The organism is Dactylosporangium sp. NPDC051484, assembly GCF_040689395.1.
In the GTDB taxonomy this organism is placed as follows: domain Bacteria; phylum Actinomycetota; class Actinomycetes; order Mycobacteriales; family Micromonosporaceae; genus Dactylosporangium.
In genome coordinates, this window is sequence record NZ_JBFAZX010000021.1 from 55814 (window position 1) to 79938 (window position 24125).

Genomic DNA, 24125 nt, shown 5'->3' on the forward strand with positions numbered 1-24125 from the left:
CGCAGACCCGGCCGTGCTGACCCTGCCGGCCACCGCGTGCCAGACGGGGTCAGCACGGCCTTCGCCGAGACGCCGGCACCGGCGGCCGGGTGGACGGCGCTGCCGTCGGCGTAGGCCTTGAACGCCATCGCGGCCAAGTCCCCCGCATGGCACGGCCCGGCCTGGGTAACGGCACGCGGCGTGCATCGGTTCCTGGGTCGGTTCGTGGGGCAGTGCGCCGCGCTCGTCGGGCCGGCGGTAGTCGCGGTGCGGCACCGGCGGTACGACCGGCTCTGGCTGGGCCCGGCCGCGGCGCTGCTCATCGCCGGCCTCGCCGTCGCGGCGCGGACCGGGCCGGGATCGGCGTTCGTGGCCCGCTGGGGCGTCACGCACCCGGGTGACCCGCTGCTCGCCACGGTGTGGCGCCTGCCGCTGTCCATGTTCGCCCCGGCCGCGCTGCTGCCGTTCTGGTTCGCGGTGCTGCAGGTGCTCATCGTGTACTGCGTGACGCAGGCCGCCGCCGGCACCCCGCGCACGATCGGCGTCGCGTTCGCCGGGCACGCCCTCGCCACGCTGTCGGCGCCGGCCTGGATGCTGGCCGGGCCGCCGGTCGGCGTCGGACACGCCCTCGCCCACTACGCCGACGCGGGCCCGTCGGCGTCGATCGTGGCGCTCCTGGCGTACCTCGCGGTCACCCGCCGCGTCGCCTGGGCCGCCGCCGCCCTGATCGCCTACCACGCCATCGAGGTCGCCCTGGTCCGCGGGCTGCCGCCACGCGAGCACCTGGTCGGCACTCTCGTCGGCGCCTGCGCAGCCGTGGCCGCTGGACCGGCGACCGCCGGGGCGGCCGCCCGGCTCCGCGAGGTCACCCGCCGGGCAGGGCGGCGATGCCGCGTGGTCACACGTCGCGGCGGCGCAGGGCGACCAGCACGAGGGCCACGGCGGCCACCGGCCAGGCCGCGTGCACGATGAACGAGTGGCCCGCAGTGGGACAGCGCCCTGCTCGCACACCGCCTACGGTGAGCCCATGACGACGCTCGACCCCACCGAGTTGGTCCGCCGCGGCTACGACGCGCTCTCACACCAGTACCGTCGCGACGACGACGAGCCCGCCGCGTACAGCGCCTGGCTCGCCGCTCTGCACGAGCGGCTCCCGGCCGCTGCCCGCGTGCTGGACCTGGGCTGCGGCTGCGGCGTTCCGGTCGCGCGGAACCTGGCCGAGCGCGGCCACGACGTCACCGGCGTCGACCTGAGCGACGTGCAGATCGAACGGGCTCGCCGCCTCGTCCCGCGGGCCACGTTCCTGCGCGCCGACGCCACCACAGTCGCCTTCCCGGAACGGTCCTTCGACGCGGTAGTGTGCCTCTACGCGCTCATCCACATGCCGCTGGACGCGCAGCAGCCGCTGATCGCCCGGATCGCCACCTGGCTGCGCCCGGGCGGCATCCTGCTGGCCACCACGGCCGTCCACGAGTGGACGGGCACCGACGAGGGCTGGCTCGGCGGCCCGGCGCCGATGTGGTGGAGCCAGGCGGACGCGGCCACGTACCGCGGCTGGATCACCGGCGCCGGCCTGGACATCGACGAGGACGTCTTCGTGCCCGAGGGCGACAGCGGCCACCAGCTCTTCCGGGCCAACCGGCCCCGCTAAAAGTGGCTGGTGTTGAACGGTGGCCTGATCAGCGGGTCCGATCTGCCACCGTTGTCGTTTGGCCGTGCCAGGTTGGTGGCGGTGGCGAGGGGGCGGCGCATGAGGTGGGCGAGTCTGCGTTCGACTCTGGGGTGGGTGGCGCGGTAGTCGGCCTGCCAGGAGGGGTCCGTGCTGGCGGGTACGGGCGGTGGTGAGGTGTTTCGATGTCACTTCCTTCTTAACGACACCTCAACGACAATCGTCTTCCTGATCCCCACCTGACACATCTTGTGTGCCTTTTCCACATCGTTCACCACGACGGTCTTCAGCCAACGCAGCATGTGGTGGTTTGAAGCCTCCCCCGAGTGGGCGACTCCGAAGGGCCAAAATCCTTCATCTCCCGCACAGCATCAACTCCAGAGCTCCAGCGCTCGCCTACAAACGCAACTCCTTCACTGTTCAGGGCACAAGCTAAAGATACGGCCGGCGGTGTATCGCGGCCGTCTTTCGACCATGCCGCGCCCGGCCGGGCGGCATGTCCGCGCGCATTACATCACGTGCGACAACGGCGACCGCTGGACCGAGTACGAGTGCTGCGGCTGCGGCTGCTGAACACTCGAGACTCAAGGTAGTGTGCACCTGACTGGGTGTCGTGCTCTGCGGAAGAGAGCACGACACCCAGTCGGTCATGCTATCGAAAGACACATTGATCGGGGTGGCCAGCGTGAAGCTTTCGGTGCGGGTCGAGGGAATGGCCAAGGGGTACGGCAGTCGCCGGGTCATCGAGCATCTCGACCTGGAGCTCGGCGTCGGCGTGACCGGGCTCCTCGGCCCGAACGGCGCCGGCAAGACGACCTTGCTGCGCTGCCTGGCGACCGCGGCGACGGTCGACGCCGGCCGGCTCCGGATTCTCGACCACGACCCCGCGAACCGCGCTGACCTGCCCGGCATCCGCCGTCGGCTCGGATACCTGCCGCAGAACCCCGGGCTCTACGCGCATTTCACCGCCGAACAGATGCTCGACTACATGGCGATCCTCAAGGAGATGACGGACCGTACGGCGCGCCGGCAGGAGATCGACCGAGTGCTGACAGAGGTGGACCTGTCAGACCGCGCCCGGACGAAGATCCGAAAGCTGTCCGGCGGGATGCGGCAGCGCCTCGGTATCGCCCAGGCGCTGATCGGTGATCCACCGTTCATCATCCTCGACGAGCCGACCGTGGGGCTGGACCCGGAGCAGCGGATGCGATTCCGGGCACTGGTGTCGAACCTGGGTGAGCGGCGAATCGTACTGCTGTCGACCCATCAGACCGAAGACGTCGCGACGCTGTGCGAGCGGGTCGTCGTCCTTTGCGCCGGCACGGTCCGGTTCGACGGCACGCCGGAGGGTCTCGCGCGCGAAGCCGAAGGCATGGTCTGGTTGTCGGCGCAGCGCCCCGCATCGACCGAGATCTTCTGGCGCACGAGCGACGGTCGATACCGCGTGGTCGGGCCGCGGCCCGAGCATGCGGAGGACGCAAGCCCTTCGATCGAGGACGGCTACCTTCGTCTGCTCGGCAACACGGTTCGGAGTGGCGCGTGAGCGAGCGAAGCGTGTCGAAGCGCCGGAGTCTGCGCGCGCTGCTGATGTTCGAACTTCGCCTGCAGCTGCGGCATCCGATCTCCTGGGCGTTCGTGGCGATCGTCATCGGCTGGCGAGTGACGACCACGTGGCAGTGGATGCCGGACTGGTCGGTCGAGATGGCCGACACCGCGCTGACAGGTCTCGTCGTGGGTGCGGGCCTCATGCTGTCAGCGAACCTCGCGACACTGCGCGATCAGCGTGGTGATGCCGGCGAGCTGTTCGATCCGGTGCCCATCAGGGTCGACGCGCGCACCATTGCCACCCTTCTCGCCTGTGTCGTCGCCGGCACCGTCCTCGGCGTCGCTGTCATCGCGGCGCAGGTCGGCAGCATGCTCGTCAACAGCACGCCGGTCGGCCGATTCGACCTCGCGGAGCTCGCGAACGGGGTGCTGGTCACCATCCTCATGACGACCGTGGGAGTCGCAGCCGGACGGTGGACGCCGGGCCTCATCGCGGCACCGATCGTCATCCTCCTGTTCTTCTGGGCCGTCTTCCAGTTCGCCACGAGTTGGCTGCTCCCGGTGGTGCCGAGAGCCGACCTCGTCGTCGGCGCTCCTCGTCCCCCGGCGTGGCACGCGCTGTACGTCCTCGCGTTGATTCTCGTCTTCGGGGCGGCTGCCGTACTGCGCCATGGGCACGGCCCGTATCGCGTCGGCCTGGTTACGGTGGGCACCGCGCTGGCCGTGCTGACCGCCACGATGTCGCTCACGTCACCGGAGGCCGCGCTGATGCGCAAGGCGATCGACAGGTCGAAGACGCCCACCTCCATCATCGAGGGCGCCGATCACTGCGTGTCGTCCGGCGGCGTCACCTACTGCAGTTTTCCCAGCTATACGGGGTGGATCCCGCTGTGGGAGCAGGCGGTTGCACCAGTGGTCGCGGCATTGCCGAGCGAGGTTCGCACGACACTGCCGACCGTCCGGCAGCGCACCGCAACGGGCATGATCGATCCCCAGGTACTCGCGGACAACATCCTGCCCGGCACCACGTGGGGAAGGAACGGCGGCGAGGTCGCGTCACGTCGGTGGCTGGCCGCCCAGATGGCGGCCGCCGCGACAGGCCTGCCCCGCGAGGGTCAGTACTCCGGCGGCCGGGCCGGCTGTGATCTGCGGGGGCAGGCCCGCGCGATCGTGGTGCTCTGGCTCATCGGCCAGGTGGAGCGGCCGGTACTGCCGGGCCGGTCTTCGGTCTACGTCCGGGAGCGCGGCAATGGCGCCGAGCGCGCCCGCACGAATGTGCAGTCCGATTTCGGTGCGGTCGATTACGGTGCAGCCGAGTTGGCATACGCCGAGCGGTTGTTGACGACGGCCGATGCGGGAGACCGCATCCGAGCCGGCTGGCGGAAGCTGGTCGACCCGGCGACGAACGTCGACGAGGCCTTGCCGATACTCGGCCTAACGGCGGGATCCGCCGCATCGAAGGCCGAGGGCACGCCATGCACCTGATGCGACTGGGCCGTCTGTCGGTCGCGGCTGTGCCGCCCGTCATTCGCGCCGTCGACTGGACCCCGCTGGCCGCTGCATCCGTCACGACGATCGCACTCGCCCTGCTGACGACGCCGGGCCAGCCGATCCAGGTACAGAACTTGACGGTGACCGCCCGCATGTGCGGTGTGCTGCTCGGTGTGGCTGCGGGCTTCGCCGTCGTGGACACGGCCGACGAGATCAGTGCCGTCACGCCTGCACCCCGCTGGTTGCGACAGTCGATCCGCGCGCTCGGTGCGTTCGCCGTCGCCGCCGCCGTCTGGGCAGTTGCAGTGTCTGTCATGGTCGCCAGGGCGGTGACTGATGTCGATCTGGGGATCGGTGGCCTCATCGTCGAGGCCGCATTCTGGATCATCACCGGACTCTCCTGCGCCGCTTGCGCAGTCCGCTTTCAACCGGTCCGGATGGCTGCGGTCGCCGGTGCGGCTGTGACGCTCGGTCTGGCCGTGAGCACCGTGTTCGACCGGGAGCGCTTCTGGCCGCTACCGCAGGACGACCAGTGGCAGGCCGCACACGTCATCTGGGGCGTCGGGCTCGTGGTGGTCACGACCGTCCTGCTGCTGACGAACCGGGAGGTGCGCCGATGACGGGCGGCGGCACGGCACTTGAGTACGGCCGGATCTTCTGCTGCACGGCGATCGGGTTCGTCTTCGCGCAGTCCCTGTTCGACAAGATCCGCAGCCCGGAGCGGCGCGCCGCGTTCCGGAAGGCGGCCGGTTCACTCGCTCCTGGCATCGACGACCGCCTCTCCGCGCTAACCGTCGTCATCGGCGAGGCGCTCGTCGTCACGTTGCTGCTTCTGGGCCGGCCACCCGAGGCCATGGGCGGCGCGATGCTCCTGCTCACCATCTTCACCGCAGCCATCGTCCGAACAATCGTCCGCCGGAGGAAGGTCGCCTGCAACTGCTTCGGCCCCTCCGATACTCCCGTCGGAGGGCTCCACGTGGCCCGCAACATCGTGCTCGCCGCGATCACGGCCACCGGCCTCGGCCTGTGCCTGCTGGACGCGCCCGCCCCCGATCGTCCGCCAGCCACCACGGTGACCGTGGTGGCCATGGCGGCGACCGCCGCGCTCGTCGCGGAACCCGGGCGCTGACCTGCTGATACCAAGCGCTGCTGGTGCTGGTGTGGTTCCGCAAAACGAGGACACGTCCCCTACTCGGAGCCGGGTGCGGCGGCTCCCGGGCCACCGCGTACCGGGGTGTCGCCGAGGGGGATCGAAGCGCTGGCCGCGATGCCCGACTGGCCCCGGACAACCGGCCTGCAACGCGCTGCTGCGCGCCCGAACGCGCGCCCGGCGAACGCGGCTTCGCGCTGCTCGCCGGCCGTGAGCGCACCTACGCCACACCACCGCCAGCCCGCGCTGGCCTCGTCCTTACCCAGTTCGAATACCGGAACCTACCGAATCCTTGCTGAGATCACGTCACTGGAGGACCCATTGCGGGGAAAGCTCTCACGTGGGTTCGAAGGGGCCGCCGGAAAAGGGCCAGCACGGTTGGCACCTCGTCGCCGGCCTACCCTGCCTCATCGTCCGATGATGGTCGGCATCCCGGGTGGGTGGCGTATTGTCCCCGAACGGACTGTCCGGCACAGCGACGAATGGACTTGGGGCGTGTAGGTACGTGACCGCGATCTTGCTGCAGGTGGACGACCGTATCGTGACATTGGACTACGGCCAGTTCTGTCTCGTTGGCACTGCAGGGCAGTCCGGTGACTACATGGCCTATCTTGAGACTGCCATAGCAGGCGCAGGCATTGCCGGTGACGACTACGCCGTTGTGGTGTGTTCGCCGCACCAGAACAACTTTGAGATGCCGCTCCGTGTGGAGGTATGGGATGGTCCGCCGCCGAACGACCAGGCGGAATGGGACGAGGTTTTTCGCTGTGGTCTGGTAGTTGGCAACGAAGGTCTCTACTATCAGTCAACCATCGCCCAAGAGGTCGTTTTCGACGTGCCCGCCAGCACCTATTCTGTGTTGATCTGCGGTCGCGGCTTCGTCAACCGCGGATGGCCTGGGTCGGTCACTCCCGGCGACGTCTGGCGCGTACAAATGTGGCCTTCAAACGATAGGCCGATCCCAGCCAGGGTCAAGATTTGGCCGCCGCCCGTGCCACGCTACAGAGGTTGAATGGTCAGGGTTACGGCGGTTCGGGGTCGAGAGTCAGACCGGTGTGGGTGAGGAAACTGGTCAGCCGGTCGGGGCGGTACTGGAGACGCTTGAGCCGGCGCACCCGAACCAGATGCGCCACCCATCGACCACAGTCACGTTGACACGCCGCAGCGGCCCCGATCTAACCCTGACCATTCAACCTCTGGTAGCGCTTCGCGGCTGGGGCGGGTGCCGGTTTTCTGCCGCTGCGGCCTGCCGTTGAGTAGGTCAGGTGCAGTTGACGACCAGTCCGGTGAGCACGGTGCAGGTGAAGGTGATGGTGTCGTTGGCCGGGTTGGGGTCGTTGGGGGTGGTGAAGTGGAATTCGACGGTGTAGGTGCCTAGGGCGAGGACAGAGACGGTGCGTACGTAGGTGGGGTTGACTGATGCTCCGGCTGCGATGTTGGGGCCGGAGCAGGTTTCGTTGTCGGCGTTGCCGGTGCAGCCCACTCCGGTGTTGGTGATCAGGCCTGCCGGGGTGACGGTCCTGGTGACGGTACGCCCGGTGGCGGCGGCGGTGCCGATGTTGGTCAGGTTCCAGCGGAAGGTGATCTGCTGGGTGAGTGCGTTGTAGGTCGGGGTGCCCTTGGTCGCCCGGATGTCCGGGTAGAGGTTGGTGACGGTGATCGTGAAAGTGGTGGTGGCTTGCACGACGCCGCCGACCAGGACCTCCGCCGTGATCGTGTCCGAGGCGTGCACGGCGGTCGCGTTGAGGGTGAACGCCACGTCCTGGCCGCTGCCGGCCGCGGATGCGGCGACGGTCGCCTCGTATCCGGTGGTGCCGTAGGCGGCGCAGGTGCTGGTGGCTGTGGGTGTGCCGGCGCAGGCGCCGAGGGTGGTGTAGGTCGGCAGGTCAGCCGAGGTGATCCGGTAGGTGCGGGCCACATTGTCGACGTTGGTCGCTGTCAGCGTGACCGTGAAGGTGTCGCCCAGGTGTACGTCGGTGGTCGCCGGCGCCGCGGTGAGTGTGGTCGGGGAATTGACGGTGATGACCGGGCCGGTGCGGGGGCCGTCGGTGGTGTTGTCGGACTTGTAGAACTGGGCTTTGGGGGTGAATGTCGTCGAGGCGGTGCCAGCGTCGACGGTCAGGGTGACGGTGTAGCTGAAGGCCTGGCCGTTGGTGAGGTTGGGCAGTGCCAGTCGGTACAGTGCGCCGACTTCGGTGCAGGTGGGCCCGCCGCCGCAGGAGACGAGCGTGGTAAAGGATGTGAGGGTGCCGGGGCCGCCGGTGGAGGACAGGTCGATGCGGGCTCCGGAGTAGTTGCCGTTGGAGGTTCCGGAGATCGTGATCGTGGTGTCCGCTCCAGAGACCACGGTGGTGGGGCTGGCGCTGATGCTGAGGACGGGGTGGGCCGATGCGGGTGCGGCGATGGTGAGGACGGTGCCGATCGCGAGGGCGACCGAGGCGGCGAGTGTTCTGAAGCGCATGCTGATCTACCTCAATGTATAGACGGATGCACAAACACCGAAGTAGACCGTACGTGAATCCTCGATCACAAGTGGTAACGCGTAGCTGAAAGTGGCGGACTGACTACCCCTGCACGAATGCCAAAGGCCAGGCAGGCGTTGGCGGCGCATTAGCGACCGAGTTGGGACAGACGCCGGGTACTGAGGGCGGGACTCCAGGGCCGGCGTGCCAGGCGAACCGATCCGCGACTGCATGGACGCGTCCGGGGCGGGTAGCCCATCCTTTTGGAGTCTTCGAATCGAGGCTGGGGCCAGCTGGGGCCTCGGGTTGGACGTGCAGCCCGCGGGAGGGATCGACATGAGCGCGACGGCGACGACGTGGCGGATTCCGGCCGTCGGGGTCGACCTCGACGGAGATCTTACCGTGCCTGACGGCGCGGCCGGCCTGGTGCTGTTCGCGCACGGCAGCGGCAGCTCCAGGCGCAGCCCGCGCAACCGGGCGGTCGCCGCGGCGTTGCAGCGGCGGGGCCTGGCCACCCTCCTGGCCGACCTGCTGACCCCGGACGAGGAGCAGTACGACGCCAGCACCGGTGAGCTGCGGTTCGACATCGCCATGCTCGCCGGGCGGCTCACCGGCATCGCCGACTGGGCCGGGCGCCGGCCCGAGACCGCGGGGCTGTCGCTCGGGCTGTTCGGCGCCAGCACCGGCGCGGCCGCCGCGCTGGTCACCGCCGCGGCCCGGCCCGGCGCCGTGCGGGCCGTGGTCTCCCGCGGCGGGCGCCCCGACCTCGCCGGTGAGGCGCTGGCCGGCGTCGCCGCGCCGACGCTGCTCGTCGTCGGCGGGCTGGACCGGACGGTGCTGCAGCTCAACGAGCAGGCCCGGGCGGCCATGACCGCCCCCGTCGAACTGCGCGTCGTGCCGGGCGCCAGCCACCTGTTCGAGGAGCCGGGTGCCCTGGACGTCGTCGCACAGCTCGCCGGCGAGTGGTTCGCGGCGCACCTCGTGCCCGCGACCGGGCGGAGCGACCGGGCATGAGGCGGTCGTACCGCACCTTCGCCGACCGGGCCACGGCGGGCGGCGAACTGGCCGAGCTGGTGGCGCGGCACCTAACCGACACAGCCGGGGCACCCGAGGCACGGCACGCCGACCGGCCGCTGGTGCTCGGCCTGCCGCGCGGTGGCCTGCCGATCGCCGCCGCCGTGGCCGAGACGGTCGGCGGGGACCTCGACGTGCTGATCGTGCGCAAGATCGGCTCGCCCCGGCACCCCGAGTTCGGCGTGGGCGCGATCGCCGAGGACGGGCCCGCCGAGTTCGACCACGACGCCCTGCAATACCTCGGCCTCACCCCGGCGGACCTCGCCGTCATCGTCGAGCGTGAGCGCACCGAACTGCGCCGCCGCGCCCGCCGGTACCGCGGCGAGCGCCCCGCGCCGCCGGTCGCCGGCCGCACGGTGGTGCTGGTCGACGACGGGCTGGCCACCGGGGTCACCGCCCGCGCGGCGGCGCGCTGGCTGCGCGCCCGGCGGCCGCTTCGGCTGATCCTCGCGATCCCGGTCTGCTCTTCGCAGGCGCGCGACGCGATCGCCGGGGACACCGACGTGGTGCTCTACCTGGAGGCGCCCGATCCGTTCTGGTCCGTCGGGCAGTGGTACGACAGCTTCGAGCAGCTCACCGACGACGACGTCGACCAGTTCCTGACCCACCGGGCCCGCTGAAGCCGGATCGGCCTCACCCGTGCCGGGGGATGAGTTCGGGCCGTGGGAGAAGCACGCTGAGCATGTCGGTTCAGCCCGGGCCCTCATGCGTCGCTGGAGGTGGGCCATGGACATCACGTTCGGCCAGATCTTGGTCAGCACCATTTGGTTCATGCTCGTGTTCGCCTGGATCTGGTTGATGGTGAGCATCCTCGCGGATCTGTTCCGGGATTCTTCGATGTCCGGCTGGGGCAAGGCCGGCTGGACGGTCTTCCTGATCGTCCTGCCGTGGATCGGGGCGCTGACCTACCTGATCGCGCGGGGCCGGTCGATGAACGAGCGGGCCGCCGAACGGGCCCGTCAGCAGGAGGCACAGATGCGCCGGTACATCCGGGAGGTCGTGAACGAGCCGGGCGCGCCGCGCGCGTCGAGCTCGGCGGACGAGCTGGCCAAGCTCGCCGATCTGCGCCAGAGCGGCGTGCTGACCGACTCGGAGTACGACCGGGCCAAGTCGGTGCTGCTCGGGTCCAACGGCAGCGTTGCGCGGCCCCGGGGCTGACCCCGGTGCTCGGCCACGTTTGCACCGTCTGCGGCTCGGGCAGGCTCTAGCCATGACGACGATTACCGCCGACGACATCCGTGCGCTCGCGCAGTCCGCCGACGCCGACCCGGCACTGGCCGTGGCCGACGACGACGTGCGCCTCGTCCCGCAGGCCGAGGAGGCCGACGGGCACATCATCTACACCAAGGTCGAGCTGGTGCGCGAGTACGGCGAGGAGATCACCGACGTGCAGGCCGAGGTGCTCGCCGCCGGGCTGACCGCGCAGCTGGTCTGAGCCGCGTCCCAGGTGAGCTCCAGCTACAGCCACGGCTCGGCGTGCCGACCGGTGATCGGCAGGCGGTGGAAGGGGATCGGCCGGTCCGCGGACCACGGCGCCGACGGCGCGGTGGTGAGCGAGGCGAACCGCAGCAGGGCGGCCTCATAGCCGGCCCGGCACCTGGCGAACTCCAGCCAGCACCCGTCGCGGTCCGCCCGTAACCGGGCTCCGGCGGCACTGAGCCGGTCGCAGGCGGCGTCGAACTCCGCGCGGCTGACCGCGACCAGGGAGGGCGACGCCGGGACCGGGCCGGCGGGCATGTGGAAGTAGTCCCCGATCCGTTGCAGTGCCAGGCTTCCGGCGCGCAGGCACAGCCGGGCGTGTGACGGCTGGATGTCAGGCGCGGCGAACGTCGAGGTGACCAGCGCGGCGGCGTCCAGCACCGCGCCGGCCGCGGTGACCCAGTGCCGCTGCGGCGACGGGGACCGGAAGAACACCAGCAGCGGGTTGGACGAGTGCGTCTCCTCGATCTCGTTGAACCACCGGGTCCAGTCGTGCCAGTACTCGTCGATCAGCCCGATCCCGTTGGCCGCCTGCAGCAGCCGCTCCAGCAGGCGGACGGCCGACGGCGGGGAGCCGGCCTCCGCCTCCAGCGCGGTGACGAGCACCTCCCGGCGGGAGTAGCTGCCGTACAGCGTCGGCAGGTAGCTCACGACCAGGGCGAGCAGCCCCAGGCCCAGCGACGCCTCCACGAACTGCACCGTCCCGGTGAGGACGCCCTCCGGCGCATGAAAGCCGAGGGTGAACAGTGACGAGCCACTGTCGAGGAAGGCGTTCTGCCACGGGCGCACGCCCAGCGACCAGTACAGGCCGGCGAACCCGACGAGCATGAGGGCCAGCCAGGCACCCGGCAGCGCCAGCAGCGTCACCGGCGCGAAGAGCACCAGGATGCGGTCCCGCTCGCGGAAGGTGCGGGCCGAGCGCAGCCGTACGTCGAACACCGCCCGCACGGCGGCCATGACCCACCGGGTCAGCAGGACCGCGGTCCCGCGTGGTACCACCAGAGTGTGCGCCGCCGACAGCGCGGTGAGCACGACGACCGCCACGGACAGCAGCCCTACGACCGACGTCAGGATGGCATGAACCATGGCGACAGGCCCGCCGGCAGGGGACTCGGTATTCCACCGTACCGCGCGGCGGGTTGGGCTCGGCCGGTGGTCGATGGGCTGCGCGATCCCGTACAGTGGCAGCGGTCCTCCGCAAGGGATGGACCGCAGCAAGTGGTGTGCCGGGAAGGCTGGTCGGCGTCGTGTCGACCGACCCCTGAGGGAGCCTCATGCCCGGCAAAGCCGCCCGATTCGTCGCCGAGATCCTGCGCACCGAGACCGCGGGTGGCGCGCTGCTGCTCGTCGGTGCCGGGCTCGCGCTCGCGTGGGCCAACTCGCCCTGGTCCGCCGGCTACGAGCGGCTCGGCGAGGTGCGCATCGGCCCGGCGGCCTGGCACCTCGACCTCACCCTCGCCGCATGGGCCGCGGACGCGCTGCTGGCGGTGTTCTTCTTCGTCGCCGGGCTGGAGCTCAAGCGCGAGCTCGTCGCCGGCGACCTGCGCGACCCCCGCCGCGCGATGGTGCCGGTCGCCGCGGCCGTCGGCGGCATGGCCGTACCGGCGCTGATCTACGTCGGGTTGAACGCGGCCGCCCCGGCCGGCGATCTGCGCGGCTGGGCCGTGCCGACCGCCACCGACATCGCGTTCGCGCTGGCCGTGCTCGCGCTCGCGGGCCCGCGCGTGCCGCCGGCGCTGCGTACCTTCCTGCTGACCCTGGCGGTCGTCGACGACCTGCTCGCGATCGTCATCATCGCCGTGTACTACACCGCCGGGCTGTCGGTGCTGCCGCTGCTGCTGGCCGTCCTGCCGCTGGCCGCCTTCGCCTGGCTGCTGCGCCGCCCCCGGCGCGGCACCGGCTGGCTGCTCGCGCCGCTGGCCGCCGGCACGTGGCTGCTGGTGCACGCATCCGGCGTCCACGCCACCGTGGCCGGCGTGCTGCTGGCGTTCGCCGTCCCGGTGCGTCCGGGCGCCGCACCCGGCGTCGCGGCCCGGCTCGAGCACCGGTGGCGCCCGGTGTCGGCCGGCGTCGCGGTGCCGGTCTTCGCGTTCTTCGCCGCCGGTGTACCCCTGGCCGGCACCGCCGCGTTCGGCGCCGCGCTGCGCGATCCGGCCGCGCTCGGGGTCCTGCTCGGCCTGACGCTCGGCAAGCCGGTCGGCGTGCTGACCGCGACGTGGCTGGCCCGCCGCGCCACGGGCGCGGCACCGCCGGTCGGCCTCGGCCGCCGTGACATGGTGGCGGCCGGGCTGCTGTCCGGTATCGGGTTCACCGTGTCGCTGCTCATCGCGGAGCTGGCGTTCGGCCCCGGCAGCGCGGGCGACGACCATGCCCGCCTGGCAATCCTGGTCGGTTCTGGCGTCTCCGCCGTAGCCGCCATGCTGCTGCTGCGCGCACGCCGTCGCCCGCGACCGCCGTCTCGCACCGATCGCGCCCGCGCCGTGGCCTCCAGTGACGCGGTCGCTGACGATCACCTCGGCGACGCCGGGCGCGGTGGCGGCCGGCGCCAGGCGCCGCGCGACGAACAGCGGGACGGGGACGCCGCCGTGGCCGACCGACGCGACGAGGGTCAGCGCAGCTGAGCCGGCGGCGGGGTCGTCGCGCAGGCTGGTCGGCGGTCATCGATGTCACGTTTATCACATTGATGCCAGTACCGCTGCTTTCGGTACGCTTTTACGCGGCCTGACAAACTCCTGACTGCGGTGTCTGACATGGGGGATGGATGGAAGACCAGCGCGCTACCGCCGAGTCAATGCAAGACGGTATGACCGCCAAAGAGTTCGCCGGGCAGTTGCGGACATTACGGACCGCCGCGGGCAACCCGTCATTCCGGCAGATGGCCGCCCGATCGGGCAGGATCTCGCACACGACGCTGCATGAGGCTGCCGCCGGGACCAGGTTTCCCTCGTGGGAGACCACCCGCGAGTTCGTCCGCGCTTGCGAAGCGGACGAGGTGCAGTGGCGGCGCCGATGGGAGGACGCTCAACGCCCGGCGACGGTCCATGCCGTCCCGGACGGCGGCCTGACGGCGGCCACCGCCGATTCCCCGGCCGATTCCCCGGCAGAGGCCCACGATCCGGCTCCTGGAGACACTCTGCCGACCGACGTCGTGGCCGCCGCGGATGAGATCCCGCGTGCGCGACGGCACCGGTTGCCGTGGCTCGCCGTCGCGGCGGGAGTGGCGGCGCTGGTCGCGGTCCTGGGCATCATCGTCCACGGCCGGTCGTCCGCGCACGGCTCCCGCGCAGTGGCGGCGTCGCCGTCATCGACCCCGTTCTCGGACTCGCTGATTCGAGGCGACTCGAGCAAGTTCATCGCCGACGTCACCATCCCCGACGGTACACGGGTGAAGGTGAACACCCACTTCGTCAAGGTGTGGGCGCTCGCGAACGTGGGAACGGTCGACTGGCACGACCGCTTCCTGGCCAGGATGAACCCCACCAGTGACGATAACGGTTGCCAGGTGCCGGATCGGGTGGCCATCGGCGACACCCCGCCGGGCCAGCAGGTGATGATCAGTGTTCCGGTCACCGCGCCGAGCCGCCCCGCGGAATGCTGGGTGAGCTGGAAGATGGTCGACGAGTCCGGGAACGCCTACTTTCCCAGCCGTCGGCCGGTGTATTTCATGGTCACCGTCGTCGCCTGAGTGCGCCGGGCGGCGGCTGCGGTCAAACCCCGCGAGCCGCCGCCCGGTCGCCTCGGCCGGCGTCAAGACTCGAACGCTCGATGTCAGTCCGGGTGCCAGCCAAACTGACAACACCGCGTCCATGCAGGTCGATGAGGTCTGACAGATCTGACAGATCAACGGGGGTACCGAACAGCAGGCGCCTCCTCGCACAGTGGTCTCGTCCACATGAGACACATGCTGACGAGGAGAATCGACTATGCGCCGTCCCTGGCTAGCCGTCGGGATCGCCGCACTCTGCGTGGCCGTTGGCGCCCCGGCCTCCGCACGGGCCGCGACATCCGGCGCCACAGCGCAGCGGACCGTCACCGCGGCCGCGCTGCCTGTCGTGAACATGGAGGCCACGGTCCTGGCCGCCCAGATCGACCCCCGCCGCGCCGACAACACACTGACCCCGGGCGCGAAGAGTTCCGTGCTCGCCGTCGAGCAGGCGCTCCAGGCCAAGAACCTATTGAGCGCGCAATGGGTCGACGGCTACTTCGGCACCGAGACCATCGCGGCGTACGCGGCCTACCAGCGCTCGCTGGGCTACAGCGGCCTGGCCGCGAACGGGTTGCCCGGCACGACGTCGCTGACGAAGCTCGGGCTGAACCGGTACACCGTCAGCAACACGATCGGTCCGGGCGCGAAGGTCCAGCGCGACGGGTACACCGTCGACGCCCGTACTCAGGCGATGCTGGCGGAGGCCCAGCGCCTGCTCGGTTACAGCCTGGTGCTCTCTCAGGGCTCGTACAACCCTGGAGGCGACCCGACCTCGGCCGGTACGCACGACGGCGGGGGTGTAGTGGACATCTCAGTCACCGGCATGACCGCGGCCCAGCGCACCGCGGTCGCCCGGGCCCTGCGCCAGGTCGGCTTCGCCGCCTGGATCCGTAACCCGAGTCAGGCCGACTGGCCGTGGCACATCCACGCCGCGGCCATCAACGACACGGACCTCTCCAGCGAGGCGCAGCACCAGATCGGCGACTACTACCTCGGCATGAACGGCCTGGCCAACCGTGGCCAGGACGACGGTCCCCGGATCCCGATCGAAACCTGGGAGCAGTACCAGCGCGGGCAGTGACCCGCAACCGGCTCGATCAACCGGATGTCGCTACAACCCATTTCCGCTGCACAAGGAGGTTGACGCATGAGCATGAAACGAATCGGTGCGATGGTCGCGGTGAGTGTGCTCGGCGCGGTCGGGATCGGCATGGCCGGTGGAACTCCCGCCTATGCGGAATCTGCACCGAGCTGCTCGAGCACGGTCCAGATCGGCTCCACCGCCACTCTGACCGTCGGAGGTCAGACATTTGCCTCGGTCAAGCAGTTCAAGGGGTGCGGTAAGAACTGGGGCTATGTCTATGTCTGGGCCAGCTACCGCAGTTCGCACCAGTCGTGGAGTGACTGCGCCGCGGTGTCCGTCACGAATTCCTCCGGTACCGGCCGGCACGATCTCGAAGGAGTGGTGTGCAGCAGCAACAAGGTCGAGACGTGGTCGACCGGCACCAACACCCTTTCTTCCTGCACCGAGGGATCCGGTATGTACGGCGACGATCCGCTCGGACCGATCGTCGGCTGGGTGTCCACCAGCGTGCGGTGCTGAGAGCCGCGTCCCACGAGTGTCGATCGGCGTAGGACCGGCTTCTCCCCGGAATCAACACAAGGAAAGCGGGCAATGACAATGCTCAAACGGATCATCACCGCTGTCGCCATGGCTTTGGCACTTGCCACGCCGGTCGTAGCCGTCGCCTCGCCCGCGAATGCGGCTGCCCGTGATGGCGTCTGCGAAAGCGGCGAATTCTGCTACTACTACAACAGCGACGAAGCCGGCTCCGTCTCCGATTTCACCACCTCGGTCGGCGACTACGGCACCACCGAACCTTCCTGCTACGACTTCAAAGGCCCCGGCAACGGCAACGGAATCTGCGTCAAGAACAACGCCGCCTCGGTCTGGAACCGCTCCAGCCAAACCGTCCGGGTGTACTACAACAGCGACTACGCCGGCAGTTTCCAGGACTTCGCCGCGGGCGCCAAGGGAAACCTCAACGCGACGCTGAAGAACAACAACGCCTCGCACCAGTTCCTCGGCTCGGGCGCCACCTGCTCGACCTCCGGCCTCGGTGACCCGAACACCTGCGCGGAGGCGGTGTCCTGGGCCAAGTCGCATGAGACCACCACCTACCACGCCGATTACGACGGCTGGTGCGACCATGTGGTGGGCCTGGCGTACGGGTGGAGCGCATCCGGCTCGACCACGGCGTACAACCACTGGCTCGCGGTGCCGTCGGCGTACAAGCATGCGGGTAGCCGCAGCGTCCCGGCCGGCGGTCTGGCGTTCTTCAGCGGTGGTTCGGGTCACGTGATGATCTCTATCGGCGATGGCCAGTTCGTCTCCAACGACATCGGTGGCAACGGCACACTGACCGTCACCACGATCGCCACGATCGAAAGCCGCTGGGGCAAGACGTACCTCGGCTGGACACAGCCGTGGTTCCAGGTGAACCACTGATTGATCAAACGAAGCGGTCTCGGCGCGCCCATCGACGATGGGCGCGCCTTCCCTTCATTCCCCCCGTAAGACTTTGATGACAATCTATTGAAACCACCCGGCGATCGTGAGCTAATCAGCGAAGCTCTTCGCCAAACAGGCGAGAGTCACCCAGAACCCCCCAGAAGGAGGCGCACCGTGACCCATCGACGGCTCGGCGCACTGGCGGCGCTGTCCGTGGCGGCCACGCTGGTCGCCAGCGTCCTGATCGGCGGCCCCGCATCGGCCGCCACCGTCACGTACGGTCAGGACGTGTCCGGCTACCAGGGCAACGTCAACTGGTCGGCGCAGTGGAACGCCGGCTCACGGTTCGCGTACATTAAGGCGACCGAGGGCACGTCCTACACCAACCCGTATTTCGCCCAGCAGTACAACGGCTCGTACAACATCGGGATGATCCGCGGCTCCTACCACTTCGCGCTCCCGAACAACTCCGGCGGCGCCGCGCAGGCCGACTACTTCATCGCCCACGGCGGCGGCTGGTCCAAGGACGGCAAGACCCTGCCCGGCGCGCTGGACATCGAGTACAACCCGTACGGCGCGACCTGCTACGGGTTCTCCCAGTCCGGCATGGTCAGCTGGATCCGCGCGTTTCTGAACCAGTACCACACCCGGACCGGGCGGTGGGCCGTCATCTACACGACCACCGACTGGTGGAGCACCTGCACGGGTAACTACAGCGGCTTCTGGGCCAACTCTCCACTGTGGATCGCCAGGTATAGCAGCTCCCCCGGCACGCTGCCGGCCGGCGCCCCGACGTGGTCGTTCTGGCAGTACTCCAGCAGCGGACCGTTCGCCGGCGACTCCAACCAGTGGAACGGCGCACTGGACCGGCTCAAGGCCCTGGCCTGCAACGGCACCTGCTGAACCGGCCCGCACACCGGCACTGAAAACCGGCTCGGGTTCGGAAGGCCCCGCCGCTGCGGCGGCCTTCCGGCCCGGCCGAGCCGATCGGCCGCAGTGACGTCGGTCGCGGTGGAGTCACTCGCGGGGAAACAGCGGACCGAGCGGACCGAGGTCGATGTTGAGATCTTCGGGCGTCAGCCCGAAGTGCTCGCACAGTTCGTTCATCTGCTCCTCGAGCGCCATCAGCGTCGACCCGATGCGCTCGATCTGCTCGTCCGTAAGGTCACCCACCTCCACCCTGCGCAGCGCCTGCCGCTCCATCAGCTGGCGCAGCAGTTCGACGACCGTGAGCACCAGGCCGGCGAAGCCGCGCTCCACCGAGTCCCGGTCGACCTCGATCCGCGCACGCGGCCGGCGCACCGGCGACGCCGATTCCCCGGGTCCTGCCGGACGGTGCTCGGGCGGCGGTCCGGCGTCGCCGCGGGGCTCGTTCATCGGGGTTCCGTCTCGCCGTCCAGGGGTGGCGCGGCGACCGTGGCCGTCGACGCCACCAGCGCGCGCAATGAGATGTAGACGAGGTCGACGTCCGCGATCGAGAGCGTCACCTCGCCGGTGATGACGACGCCGGTGGCGAGCACCCGGTCGAGCAGGTCCACGAACGCGTACCGTTCGGGTACGAGCGCTGCGGGCCGGGTGCCCGACGTCATCGCGACGCTTCCTCTTCCTCGTCGATCGTGGTGAAGGAGTACGGCGGCCAGGGCCCGGTCAGCTGCAGGCGGATCGCCGGAAACCGGTCGGCCAGGGCCGCGACGGTCTCGCCGAACCGCTCGGCACGAGCGGAGTCGACCAGGTAAGCCCCGTTGAGGACCATCAGCCCCGGCTCCCCGCTGAGACTGCGGTCCTGGGGCGGATGCCGCCGGGCCGCTTCGGCACACCCGCCGAGCACGGCGTGCACCTCCTCGGCACTGTCCAGCGCGGCCTGCTGCCGCTGCTCGCCGGCGGACAGCGCGGCGCGCCGCCGGCGCAGATAAGCCGTTCCCGCACCGGACCGGCCGCTGCCGGCCGCCGGCGCCTGCGAAGGCTCGGCCGTCGCCGGCAGGCCGGGAACGGTGTACGCCTTGACGCCCCACTCGGTCCGGCCGGCGATTCTCTGCAGCACCGTGACGAAGTCGGCGCGTCGCTCGGTCAGCATGGCCCGGACCCGCGTGTCGTCGAGGTACACGGTGCCCAGCCGGGCGGGGACGACGGGACCGAGGCGGGCGGCCGCGTCGACGACGCCGTGGTGTGCCCGGGCTACCCTCTCCAGCCACGCCAGGTCCTCGAGGTTACGGCGCAACGGCTCCGCGCCGAACTCGTTCAGGTCGACCGGGCTCACCACGGCCGTCAGCCCGGCGGCCGCGACGACGCGCAGCAGCCCACCGCCGACCCCGGTGAGGCCGGCGACCGAGGCCGGATCGAATTCGCGGGTCACCGCGTGCAGCCAGAGACCGACGTCATCAGCCATGGTCGTCACGCTCGGCCGCGTACCGCCGCGGGCGACGCTCGCGCACCCCGGCCTCGCCGGTCTCCAGCTCCTCGCTCCGCCGATCGCCCGGGCCCAGCTCGCCGCGCCGCTGATCGCCTGGCTCCAACTCGCCGTGCCGCTCGGCGCCCGCCTCCAGCTGCGCCTCCCGGGAACGCGACGAGAGCCACGGATCGTGCTCCCACCAGTCGATGCCCATCTGCCGGGCCGTGTCGACGGATGCGATCACCAGCCGCAGCTTGACGGTGAGCAGTTCGATGTCGAGCAGGCTGACCCGGATGTCGCCGACGATCACGATGCCCCGGTCGAGTACGCGCTCAAGGATGTCGCCGAGATTCGCCGGCTCGTGGCCGGAGGCGACCGCGCCGCCGGACGGCTGTCCGACGATGGAGCTCGGCTGCCGTGCAATGCTCATGTCACGCCACCTCGCTGATGTCGCTCCTGCCCCGCGAGTACCGCCGGATCCGGTTGAATGCCATCACCGTCCCGTCCGTGCCGAGCCTGGTCCGGTAGAGGCCGAGGATGTCGCCGGACGAGGGGATGCGGCTGTCCTCGAGCACCTCGACCTCGACCACCCAGTCGTCGTCGGAGCGCTCCAGGGACGTGACGCCCAGCGTCCGTTTTCCCGTGAGCCCCGCGATGTGCTCAAGGGCGGCCCTCGCGATGTCGGTGGGCGACGCCTCCTCCCGCCGCGGCGGCTCTTCCCGGCGCGTCCTGGCCGGCGCTCGGGCACGCCGCCTCGGCTCGGCGTATTCGTCGGCGGCATCCGTGTCGCCCTCGTACGACCCGTCGTCGTAGGCTTCTTCGTCGTAGTACTTCTCGTCGGCTCGCGCGTCGCGAGCTCTGCGCGCATCGGGCACTTGTCCGCCCCCTAATCACCTGCCCCGGCGGTCGTCGAGCCTCCGGCGCCGGACGGCCGGAGGAGCCGGCCGAGGAGCTCCTCCTCCTGCTGGGTGGCGTCCTCCTCGGAGATGCGCCCCTCGGCCCGAGCCTCCTCGAGCTCCTCGATCTGTCGCCGGATCACGTTCGGGTCGTACAGCTGATGCTCGGCCTGATCCCGCAGCACCTCCCCCAGCCAGAGCACGACGCGGACCGGCGCGAGCGGCAGGGTCAGGATCCCCGAGACCAGTCCCACGGCTACGCCTCCGGCTTGAGCGCCGTGACGAAGTCGTACGGCGCCACGGGACCCAGCAGGCGCAGCGTGGCCCGGCCTTCCCAGTCCCGTGCGGCCCCCTCCACGGCCTTCACGAACTCGGCCTCGCGGGCGGTCTCCACGAGGACGGCCACGTTGGCGGCGTCGAGCTCGTGCGACGGCTCCCGCACGTTCACCGCCCCGGTGAGCGGGGTGAGCGCCTCGGTCAGCGTCCGGGTGTCCGCCTGGCGCTTGGCCTCGATCGCCTGGTTGATGAGCTCGCCGATCCTGAGGCGCTCGTTGCGGGTCACGTCCTCCGGTGCGCCGCGGATCGCCTCACGCAGCCGCGCCACCTCCGGGTTCTCCCGAAGGATCTCGCCGAGCACCGCCGCTTCGACGTAGCGGACCCGAACGACGTACTCGACCTTGCCGTCGAGTTCCTGCAGCGCGGCGTCGAACTCGTCGTGATAGGGCGCGAGAAACTCGTCGACCACCGCATGCCTGTCCGCCACGACCGCGCCGAAGCGGATCGGCAGCACCGGTACCTCCGCCGCGGTGGCGTCCAGGAGCCGCTCGTGGGCCAGGAGCTCGTCCGGCCGGCCGAGCGGGCGATCGACGTCGACCTCGCTCACCAGGGCGGCGATCCGGTCGTGCCGCACGAGCTTCACCGGTGCCGGCGGGTCGCCCACGCCTCGGGCCTCCCGGTCCACCTCGACATCGGACGGCACGACGGCGTACATGTAGATGCCTGTTCTCGTTGTGCCTTCGGCCTCGACCGACTCAGTGGCCGCAGACATGTCACTCCTCCTCGGCCCGGCGGCCCCGACGGGAGACCCGTTCCGGCTCCTGGCGGTCGCCGAACAGGTCCTTCAACGTCTCTCCGGCGCTCTCCACGGCCCCCTCGAGGGCACCCTTCGTCTTACGTTTGGCGCCGCCCTGTTCCATGTCGCCGACAAGCTCGGGCAGACCCATCTTGTCGTGGGACATGTCCAGCCGGTTCACCGCCTCCGCGAAACGCAGGTACGTGTCGACGCTCGCCACCACGATGCGCGCGTCGATGGTCAGCACCTCGATGCCGACCAGCGACACCCGCACGAACGCGTCGATGACCAGTCCCTTGTCGAGAATCGTGTCGATGACATCGGCCAGCGTGCCCGAGGACGGACGCGCCATCGCTCCGCCGCCTGCCGGTTGCACAGCCGTGGTCATGGTTCGTCACTCCTAAACTGCCGTGTGGCCGCGAGCCGAGCTCATCTCGCCCGCGCCCGCACCGGCCGCCGTCGCGGCGGCTCCTGCTCCGCCGGTTCTTCCTCAGGTTCTTCTTCCTCAGGCTCTTCAGGTTCTTCCTCCTCCCCCGCTTCCTCCTCCCACTCTTCCTCGCGGGGCTCCTCTTCGCCCTGCTCCGCGCGGCCCTGCTGCTCCTGCTCCTCCTTGAGCGCCGTCTCGTGGTCCTTGACTACCTCGCCGTCGCGGATCTCGCCGCGCCAGCCCTCGACCTCGTCCGGGTTCAGGATCGTGCGCGTCATGACGTGCCGCCGGAAGTGCTTGAACTCCAGCCGCGCGCGGCGGCCCTGGGCCCGCCACAGGTTCCCCGTCTGCTCGAACAGGCCCTGCGGGTGGTACTCCAGCACGAGCAGGATGCGGGTCAGGTTGGGCGCCAGCTCGTGGAACGTCACCGTGCCGTCGACGCGCCCCTTCGCCGCCTTCGAGCGCCACACGATGCAGTAGTCCGGTATCTGCTGGACGATCGTCGCCTCCCAGTCGCGGTGCGACCACCAGACCTGCGCCTTCCAGTTGCTCTTCTCGTCGGACTCCTTCTTGACGTTCTCGAGCTTCTTCATGAAGCTCGGCAGGTCCTGGAACTGCGTCCACTGGTTGTACGCGACCCGCAGCGGGACGCCGACGTCGAGCGTCTCGACGATGTTGGTGACCTTCCGGTTGAAGTTCTTGCTCGCACCCTTGCCCTTGCCGCCTCGGCCGAACAAGCCCTTGACCTTCTCCTTGATGCCGGCCAGCCCGCCGCTGACCATCGCCGAGGACGGAGAACGCCCCTCGGCCATCTTCTTCGCGCCGGTCACGGCCGCCACCAGGCCGGTGTTGCCGCTGCCCTCGGCGTACTCCGTCAGCCGCTCGGTCACCGACCCGACCTTGTCACCGACCGAGGCCAGCGCGCGCTCACCGGCGGCCGAGGCCAGATTGCGCAACTCCCCCAGCAGCAGCTCGGCGATCTTGTGCCCGATACCCGTCCCCGCACGACCATCCGATTTCGACGCCATAGCAGATCACCTCCCCCGCCGTCGCACAGGCGGCCGACCGGCCTCGGGACGTGAACGGGCGACGCCCGACGGCGCCTCGCGCTCCTCGTCGTCCGGCTCGTCGTACTCTTCGTCCTCCTCCTCGGCACGTGGCGCGGCTGGGGGCCGGCGCCGGGTTCGCTCCTCCTGCGGGTATCCCTCCTCGCTCGCCGCAGCCGGGGGACGACGCCGGGGCCGCTCCTCCTCGTATTCCTCGTACTCCTCGCGCTCCGCACGAGGACGGCGCCGCGGCCGGGCCCTCTCCTCTTCCGGCTCCGCCTCGCGAGCCCGGCGCCCGCCACCGGGCCGACGCAGCAGATCGGTACGCTCACGAAGCCGATCGGTGACCGATTCGATCTGACCGGTGACGGCGGTCCTGGCCGCGTCCTTGCCCGCCGCTACCAGGGGAGCACCGAGTTCGGCGAGTCTGCCCAGTTCCTTGGATCCGCTGAGTGCCCGCACCCCCCGCTGCAGGATGTCGCCCGGCCCGCTGATCCGGCCGGCGGCCGCGGCGGCCGCCAGGACGAGCCCCCAACGCAACTTGTGCTGGCGCCCCAGGAGATAACCCACCCCGGCGGCGAGCAACACCTGCGTTCGGCAGTTCATGATCCCTCCCTCCGCCCCGGATCCAGCGGCCACGCCACCGTCCGGTACCCGGACAGAGGCCTCGCCGACGGCGAGCACGGACTCGTCTCCCGCATCCGTGGGTACAGAGAATCGCTCGAATCGGGCGACGTACCCGGCGCGGCGACCACGAAACAGGTCTGCGGAAGCTAACCCGGCAAGCGGCTGGGGACGGACTACGAGCGAGCGGAGCCGGTAGGCCGGCCACGACCGCTCATGACCCGCGCGGCGATGTACACGCCGATGATCGCGAGCACCAGTTGGATCGCGTGCCGGATCCAGTCGACGCCGTTGGTCCTGCCGACCCCGAGCCACGTGGCGATGAGGCCACCGATCAGCGCGGCGATGATACCGACCGCGACCGTGACCAGGACCGATATGTTCTGTCGGCCGGGAAGGACGAGCCGCGCGAGCACACCGAGGACGGCGCCGCCGATGATCGCCCAGAGAATCGTCCCGATCATGGCGCTCCCCTTTCGCAAGTTGAGGCCGATTTCGCCACGCGGCATCCTGACCACGGGGCTGAATCAGTTCTGACTCTACTCTCGCGTCGTGACGGGACGGCCGAGCCGAGATCGCCCGCATGGGGCGGGCTGACACCTGG

28 protein-coding genes and 2 pseudogenes are annotated in these 24125 nt (G+C 70.0%); 17 read left to right on the forward strand and 13 right to left on the reverse strand.

The window, feature by feature from the left end; genetic code table 11:
- The first annotated feature begins 180 nt into the window (after positions 1-180).
- The 7 genes from AB0367_RS27630 (at position 181) to AB0367_RS27660 (ending at position 6846) form a co-directional block, all read left to right on the forward strand.
- On the forward strand, positions 181-951 hold the full coding sequence (locus AB0367_RS27630) for a hypothetical protein (protein WP_366229358.1): 771 nt from the start codon (positions 181-183) through the stop codon (positions 949-951).
- 55 nt (positions 952-1006) lie between these two features.
- Positions 1007-1630 carry a class I SAM-dependent methyltransferase gene (locus tag AB0367_RS27635; protein ID WP_366229359.1) on the forward strand — a complete coding sequence of 208 codons (624 nt, stop codon included), beginning with the start codon at positions 1007-1009 and terminating at the stop codon, positions 1628-1630.
- Positions 1631-2333: 703 nt separating this feature from the next.
- The gene (locus AB0367_RS27640) at positions 2334-3191 is read left to right on the forward strand and encodes an ATP-binding cassette domain-containing protein (protein WP_366229360.1); all 858 of its coding nucleotides are present in this window, start codon (positions 2334-2336) and stop codon (positions 3189-3191) included.
- A 158-nt stretch (positions 3192-3349) separates the two neighbouring features.
- Positions 3350-4678 (forward strand): hypothetical protein, encoded by a 1329-nt coding sequence (locus tag AB0367_RS27645; protein WP_366229361.1) that lies wholly within the window; start codon positions 3350-3352, stop codon positions 4676-4678.
- A complete protein-coding gene (locus tag AB0367_RS27650; RefSeq protein ID WP_366229362.1) occupies positions 4678-5304 on the forward strand; it encodes a hypothetical protein in 627 nt (208 codons plus the stop codon). The genes AB0367_RS27645 and AB0367_RS27650 overlap by 1 nt, the downstream gene beginning before the upstream one ends.
- Complete coding sequence (locus tag AB0367_RS27655; protein ID WP_366229363.1) at positions 5301-5813, forward strand: MauE/DoxX family redox-associated membrane protein; 513 nt, start codon at positions 5301-5303, stop codon at positions 5811-5813. Before AB0367_RS27650 ends, AB0367_RS27655 begins: the two co-directional genes overlap by 4 nt.
- Before the next feature lie 526 nt (positions 5814-6339).
- On the forward strand, positions 6340-6846 hold the full coding sequence (locus AB0367_RS27660) for a hypothetical protein (protein WP_366229364.1): 507 nt from the start codon (positions 6340-6342) through the stop codon (positions 6844-6846).
- Between the two features lie 249 nt (positions 6847-7095).
- Here the strand turns inward: AB0367_RS27660 and AB0367_RS27665 are convergent, their stop codons facing one another.
- Positions 7096-8295, reverse strand: a complete 1200-nt coding sequence (locus AB0367_RS27665; RefSeq protein ID WP_366229365.1) for a hypothetical protein — start codon at positions 8293-8295, stop codon at positions 7096-7098.
- Between the two features lie 337 nt (positions 8296-8632).
- Between AB0367_RS27665 and AB0367_RS27670 the strand changes: the two genes are divergently transcribed.
- From AB0367_RS27670 to AB0367_RS27685, 4 genes are all read left to right on the forward strand, one after another.
- The gene (locus AB0367_RS27670) at positions 8633-9310 is read left to right on the forward strand and encodes a dienelactone hydrolase family protein (protein WP_366229366.1); all 678 of its coding nucleotides are present in this window, start codon (positions 8633-8635) and stop codon (positions 9308-9310) included.
- Positions 9307-9990 (forward strand): phosphoribosyltransferase family protein, encoded by a 684-nt coding sequence (locus tag AB0367_RS27675; protein WP_366229367.1) that lies wholly within the window; start codon positions 9307-9309, stop codon positions 9988-9990. The genes AB0367_RS27670 and AB0367_RS27675 overlap by 4 nt, the downstream gene beginning before the upstream one ends.
- 106 nt (positions 9991-10096) lie before the next feature.
- Positions 10097-10528, forward strand: a complete 432-nt coding sequence (locus tag AB0367_RS27680) for an SHOCT domain-containing protein (protein WP_366229368.1) — start codon at positions 10097-10099, stop codon at positions 10526-10528.
- Between the two features lie 52 nt (positions 10529-10580).
- Entirely contained in the window at positions 10581-10805 is a 225-nt protein-coding gene (locus AB0367_RS27685; protein WP_366229369.1) for a hypothetical protein, read from the forward strand.
- Between the two features lie 23 nt (positions 10806-10828).
- On the opposite strand, the gene AB0367_RS27690 is transcribed toward AB0367_RS27685, so the two are convergent.
- Entirely contained in the window at positions 10829-11935 is a 1107-nt protein-coding gene (locus AB0367_RS27690) for a hypothetical protein (RefSeq protein WP_366229370.1), read from the reverse strand.
- A gap of 188 nt (positions 11936-12123) precedes the next feature.
- Here AB0367_RS27690 and nhaA point away from each other — a divergent pair.
- The 6 genes and pseudogenes from nhaA to AB0367_RS27720 all read left to right on the forward strand — a co-directional run.
- Positions 12124-13281: pseudogene (gene nhaA, locus AB0367_RS27695) on the forward strand (Na+/H+ antiporter NhaA); the annotation flags it as partial.
- A gap of 371 nt (positions 13282-13652) precedes the next feature.
- Positions 13653-14534, forward strand: coding sequence for an NBR1-Ig-like domain-containing protein (locus AB0367_RS27700; RefSeq protein WP_366229371.1), 882 nt, complete (start codon positions 13653-13655; stop codon positions 14532-14534).
- Between the two features lie 238 nt (positions 14535-14772).
- Positions 14773-15636, forward strand: coding sequence for a peptidoglycan-binding protein (locus AB0367_RS27705; RefSeq protein ID WP_366229372.1), 864 nt, complete (start codon positions 14773-14775; stop codon positions 15634-15636).
- 66 nt (positions 15637-15702) lie between these two features.
- Entirely contained in the window at positions 15703-16158 is a 456-nt protein-coding gene (locus tag AB0367_RS27710) for a hypothetical protein (RefSeq protein ID WP_366229373.1), read from the forward strand.
- Positions 16159-16230: 72 nt separating this feature from the next.
- Complete coding sequence (locus tag AB0367_RS27715) at positions 16231-17064, forward strand: peptidase inhibitor family I36 protein (RefSeq protein WP_366229374.1); 834 nt, start codon at positions 16231-16233, stop codon at positions 17062-17064.
- Between the two features lie 177 nt (positions 17065-17241).
- The gene (locus AB0367_RS27720) at positions 17242-17970 is read left to right on the forward strand and encodes a lysozyme (RefSeq protein WP_366229375.1); all 729 of its coding nucleotides are present in this window, start codon (positions 17242-17244) and stop codon (positions 17968-17970) included.
- A 114-nt stretch (positions 17971-18084) separates the two neighbouring features.
- On the opposite strand, the gene AB0367_RS27725 is transcribed toward AB0367_RS27720, so the two are convergent.
- From AB0367_RS27725 to AB0367_RS27775, 11 genes and pseudogenes are all read right to left on the reverse strand, one after another.
- On the reverse strand, positions 18085-18444 hold the full coding sequence (locus AB0367_RS27725; RefSeq protein WP_366229376.1) for a gas vesicle protein K: 360 nt from the start codon (positions 18442-18444) through the stop codon (positions 18085-18087).
- Positions 18441-18656, reverse strand: a complete 216-nt coding sequence (locus tag AB0367_RS27730; RefSeq protein ID WP_366229377.1) for a gas vesicle protein — start codon at positions 18654-18656, stop codon at positions 18441-18443. The genes AB0367_RS27725 and AB0367_RS27730 overlap by 4 nt, the downstream gene beginning before the upstream one ends.
- On the reverse strand, positions 18653-19453 hold the full coding sequence (locus AB0367_RS27735) for a GvpL/GvpF family gas vesicle protein (protein ID WP_366229378.1): 801 nt from the start codon (positions 19451-19453) through the stop codon (positions 18653-18655). Before AB0367_RS27735 ends, AB0367_RS27730 begins: the two co-directional genes overlap by 4 nt.
- A 226-nt stretch (positions 19454-19679) precedes the next feature.
- A pseudogene (gvpJ, locus tag AB0367_RS27740) lies at positions 19680-19859 on the reverse strand (gas vesicle protein GvpJ); the annotation flags it as partial.
- 28 nt (positions 19860-19887) lie between these two features.
- Positions 19888-20331, reverse strand: a complete 444-nt coding sequence (gene gvpO, locus AB0367_RS27745) for a gas vesicle protein GvpO (RefSeq protein ID WP_366229379.1) — start codon at positions 20329-20331, stop codon at positions 19888-19890.
- A gap of 11 nt (positions 20332-20342) precedes the next feature.
- Positions 20343-20606 (reverse strand): gas vesicle protein GvpG, encoded by a 264-nt coding sequence (locus tag AB0367_RS27750; protein WP_366229380.1) that lies wholly within the window; start codon positions 20604-20606, stop codon positions 20343-20345.
- A 2-nt stretch (positions 20607-20608) separates the two neighbouring features.
- Positions 20609-21400 (reverse strand): GvpL/GvpF family gas vesicle protein, encoded by a 792-nt coding sequence (locus AB0367_RS27755; RefSeq protein ID WP_366229381.1) that lies wholly within the window; start codon positions 21398-21400, stop codon positions 20609-20611.
- A 1-nt stretch (position 21401) separates the two neighbouring features.
- Positions 21402-21812 carry a gas vesicle structural protein GvpA gene (locus AB0367_RS27760; protein ID WP_366229382.1) on the reverse strand — a complete coding sequence of 137 codons (411 nt, stop codon included), beginning with the start codon at positions 21810-21812 and terminating at the stop codon, positions 21402-21404.
- Positions 21813-21853: 41 nt separating this feature from the next.
- Entirely contained in the window at positions 21854-22879 is a 1026-nt protein-coding gene (locus AB0367_RS27765; protein WP_366229383.1) for an SRPBCC family protein, read from the reverse strand.
- A gap of 6 nt (positions 22880-22885) precedes the next feature.
- Positions 22886-23503 carry a hypothetical protein gene (locus tag AB0367_RS27770; RefSeq protein WP_366229384.1) on the reverse strand — a complete coding sequence of 206 codons (618 nt, stop codon included), beginning with the start codon at positions 23501-23503 and terminating at the stop codon, positions 22886-22888.
- Between the two features lie 194 nt (positions 23504-23697).
- On the reverse strand, positions 23698-23985 hold the full coding sequence (locus AB0367_RS27775) for a GlsB/YeaQ/YmgE family stress response membrane protein (protein WP_366229385.1): 288 nt from the start codon (positions 23983-23985) through the stop codon (positions 23698-23700).
- Positions 23986-24125 lie beyond the last annotated feature (140 nt).

Bases quoted from the DNA above. Each gene is read 5' to 3' on its own strand.
- AB0367_RS27705 (WP_366229372.1), top strand. From the start codon at position 14,773: ATGCGCCGTCCCTGGCTAGCCGTCGGGATCGCCGCACTCTGCGTGGCC.
- AB0367_RS27760 (WP_366229382.1), bottom strand. From the start codon at position 21,812: ATGACCACGGCTGTGCAACCGGCAGGCGGCGGAGCGATGGCGCGTCCG.
- AB0367_RS27650 (WP_366229362.1), top strand. From the start codon at position 4,678: ATGCGACTGGGCCGTCTGTCGGTCGCGGCTGTGCCGCCCGTCATTCGC.
- AB0367_RS27690 (WP_366229370.1), bottom strand. From the start codon at position 11,935: ATGGTTCATGCCATCCTGACGTCGGTCGTAGGGCTGCTGTCCGTGGCG.
- AB0367_RS27730 (WP_366229377.1), bottom strand. From the start codon at position 18,656: ATGACGTCGGGCACCCGGCCCGCAGCGCTCGTACCCGAACGGTACGCG.
- AB0367_RS27635 (WP_366229359.1), top strand. From the start codon at position 1,007: ATGACGACGCTCGACCCCACCGAGTTGGTCCGCCGCGGCTACGACGCG.
- AB0367_RS27655 (WP_366229363.1), top strand. From the start codon at position 5,301: ATGACGGGCGGCGGCACGGCACTTGAGTACGGCCGGATCTTCTGCTGC.
- AB0367_RS27755 (WP_366229381.1), bottom strand. From the start codon at position 21,400: ATGTCTGCGGCCACTGAGTCGGTCGAGGCCGAAGGCACAACGAGAACA.
- AB0367_RS27665 (WP_366229365.1), bottom strand. From the start codon at position 8,295: ATGCGCTTCAGAACACTCGCCGCCTCGGTCGCCCTCGCGATCGGCACC.
- AB0367_RS27725 (WP_366229376.1), bottom strand. From the start codon at position 18,444: ATGAACGAGCCCCGCGGCGACGCCGGACCGCCGCCCGAGCACCGTCCG.
- AB0367_RS27685 (WP_366229369.1), top strand. From the start codon at position 10,581: ATGACGACGATTACCGCCGACGACATCCGTGCGCTCGCGCAGTCCGCC.
- AB0367_RS27710 (WP_366229373.1), top strand. From the start codon at position 15,703: ATGAGCATGAAACGAATCGGTGCGATGGTCGCGGTGAGTGTGCTCGGC.
- AB0367_RS27775 (WP_366229385.1), bottom strand. From the start codon at position 23,985: ATGATCGGGACGATTCTCTGGGCGATCATCGGCGGCGCCGTCCTCGGT.
- AB0367_RS27765 (WP_366229383.1), bottom strand. From the start codon at position 22,879: ATGGCGTCGAAATCGGATGGTCGTGCGGGGACGGGTATCGGGCACAAG.
- AB0367_RS27735 (WP_366229378.1), bottom strand. From the start codon at position 19,453: ATGGCTGATGACGTCGGTCTCTGGCTGCACGCGGTGACCCGCGAATTC.
- AB0367_RS27680 (WP_366229368.1), top strand. From the start codon at position 10,097: ATGGACATCACGTTCGGCCAGATCTTGGTCAGCACCATTTGGTTCATG.
- AB0367_RS27670 (WP_366229366.1), top strand. From the start codon at position 8,633: ATGAGCGCGACGGCGACGACGTGGCGGATTCCGGCCGTCGGGGTCGAC.
- AB0367_RS27715 (WP_366229374.1), top strand. From the start codon at position 16,231: ATGACAATGCTCAAACGGATCATCACCGCTGTCGCCATGGCTTTGGCA.
- AB0367_RS27770 (WP_366229384.1), bottom strand. From the start codon at position 23,503: ATGAACTGCCGAACGCAGGTGTTGCTCGCCGCCGGGGTGGGTTATCTC.
- AB0367_RS27645 (WP_366229361.1), top strand. From the start codon at position 3,350: ATGGCCGACACCGCGCTGACAGGTCTCGTCGTGGGTGCGGGCCTCATG.
- AB0367_RS27675 (WP_366229367.1), top strand. From the start codon at position 9,307: ATGAGGCGGTCGTACCGCACCTTCGCCGACCGGGCCACGGCGGGCGGC.
- AB0367_RS27700 (WP_366229371.1), top strand. From the start codon at position 13,653: ATGACCGCCAAAGAGTTCGCCGGGCAGTTGCGGACATTACGGACCGCC.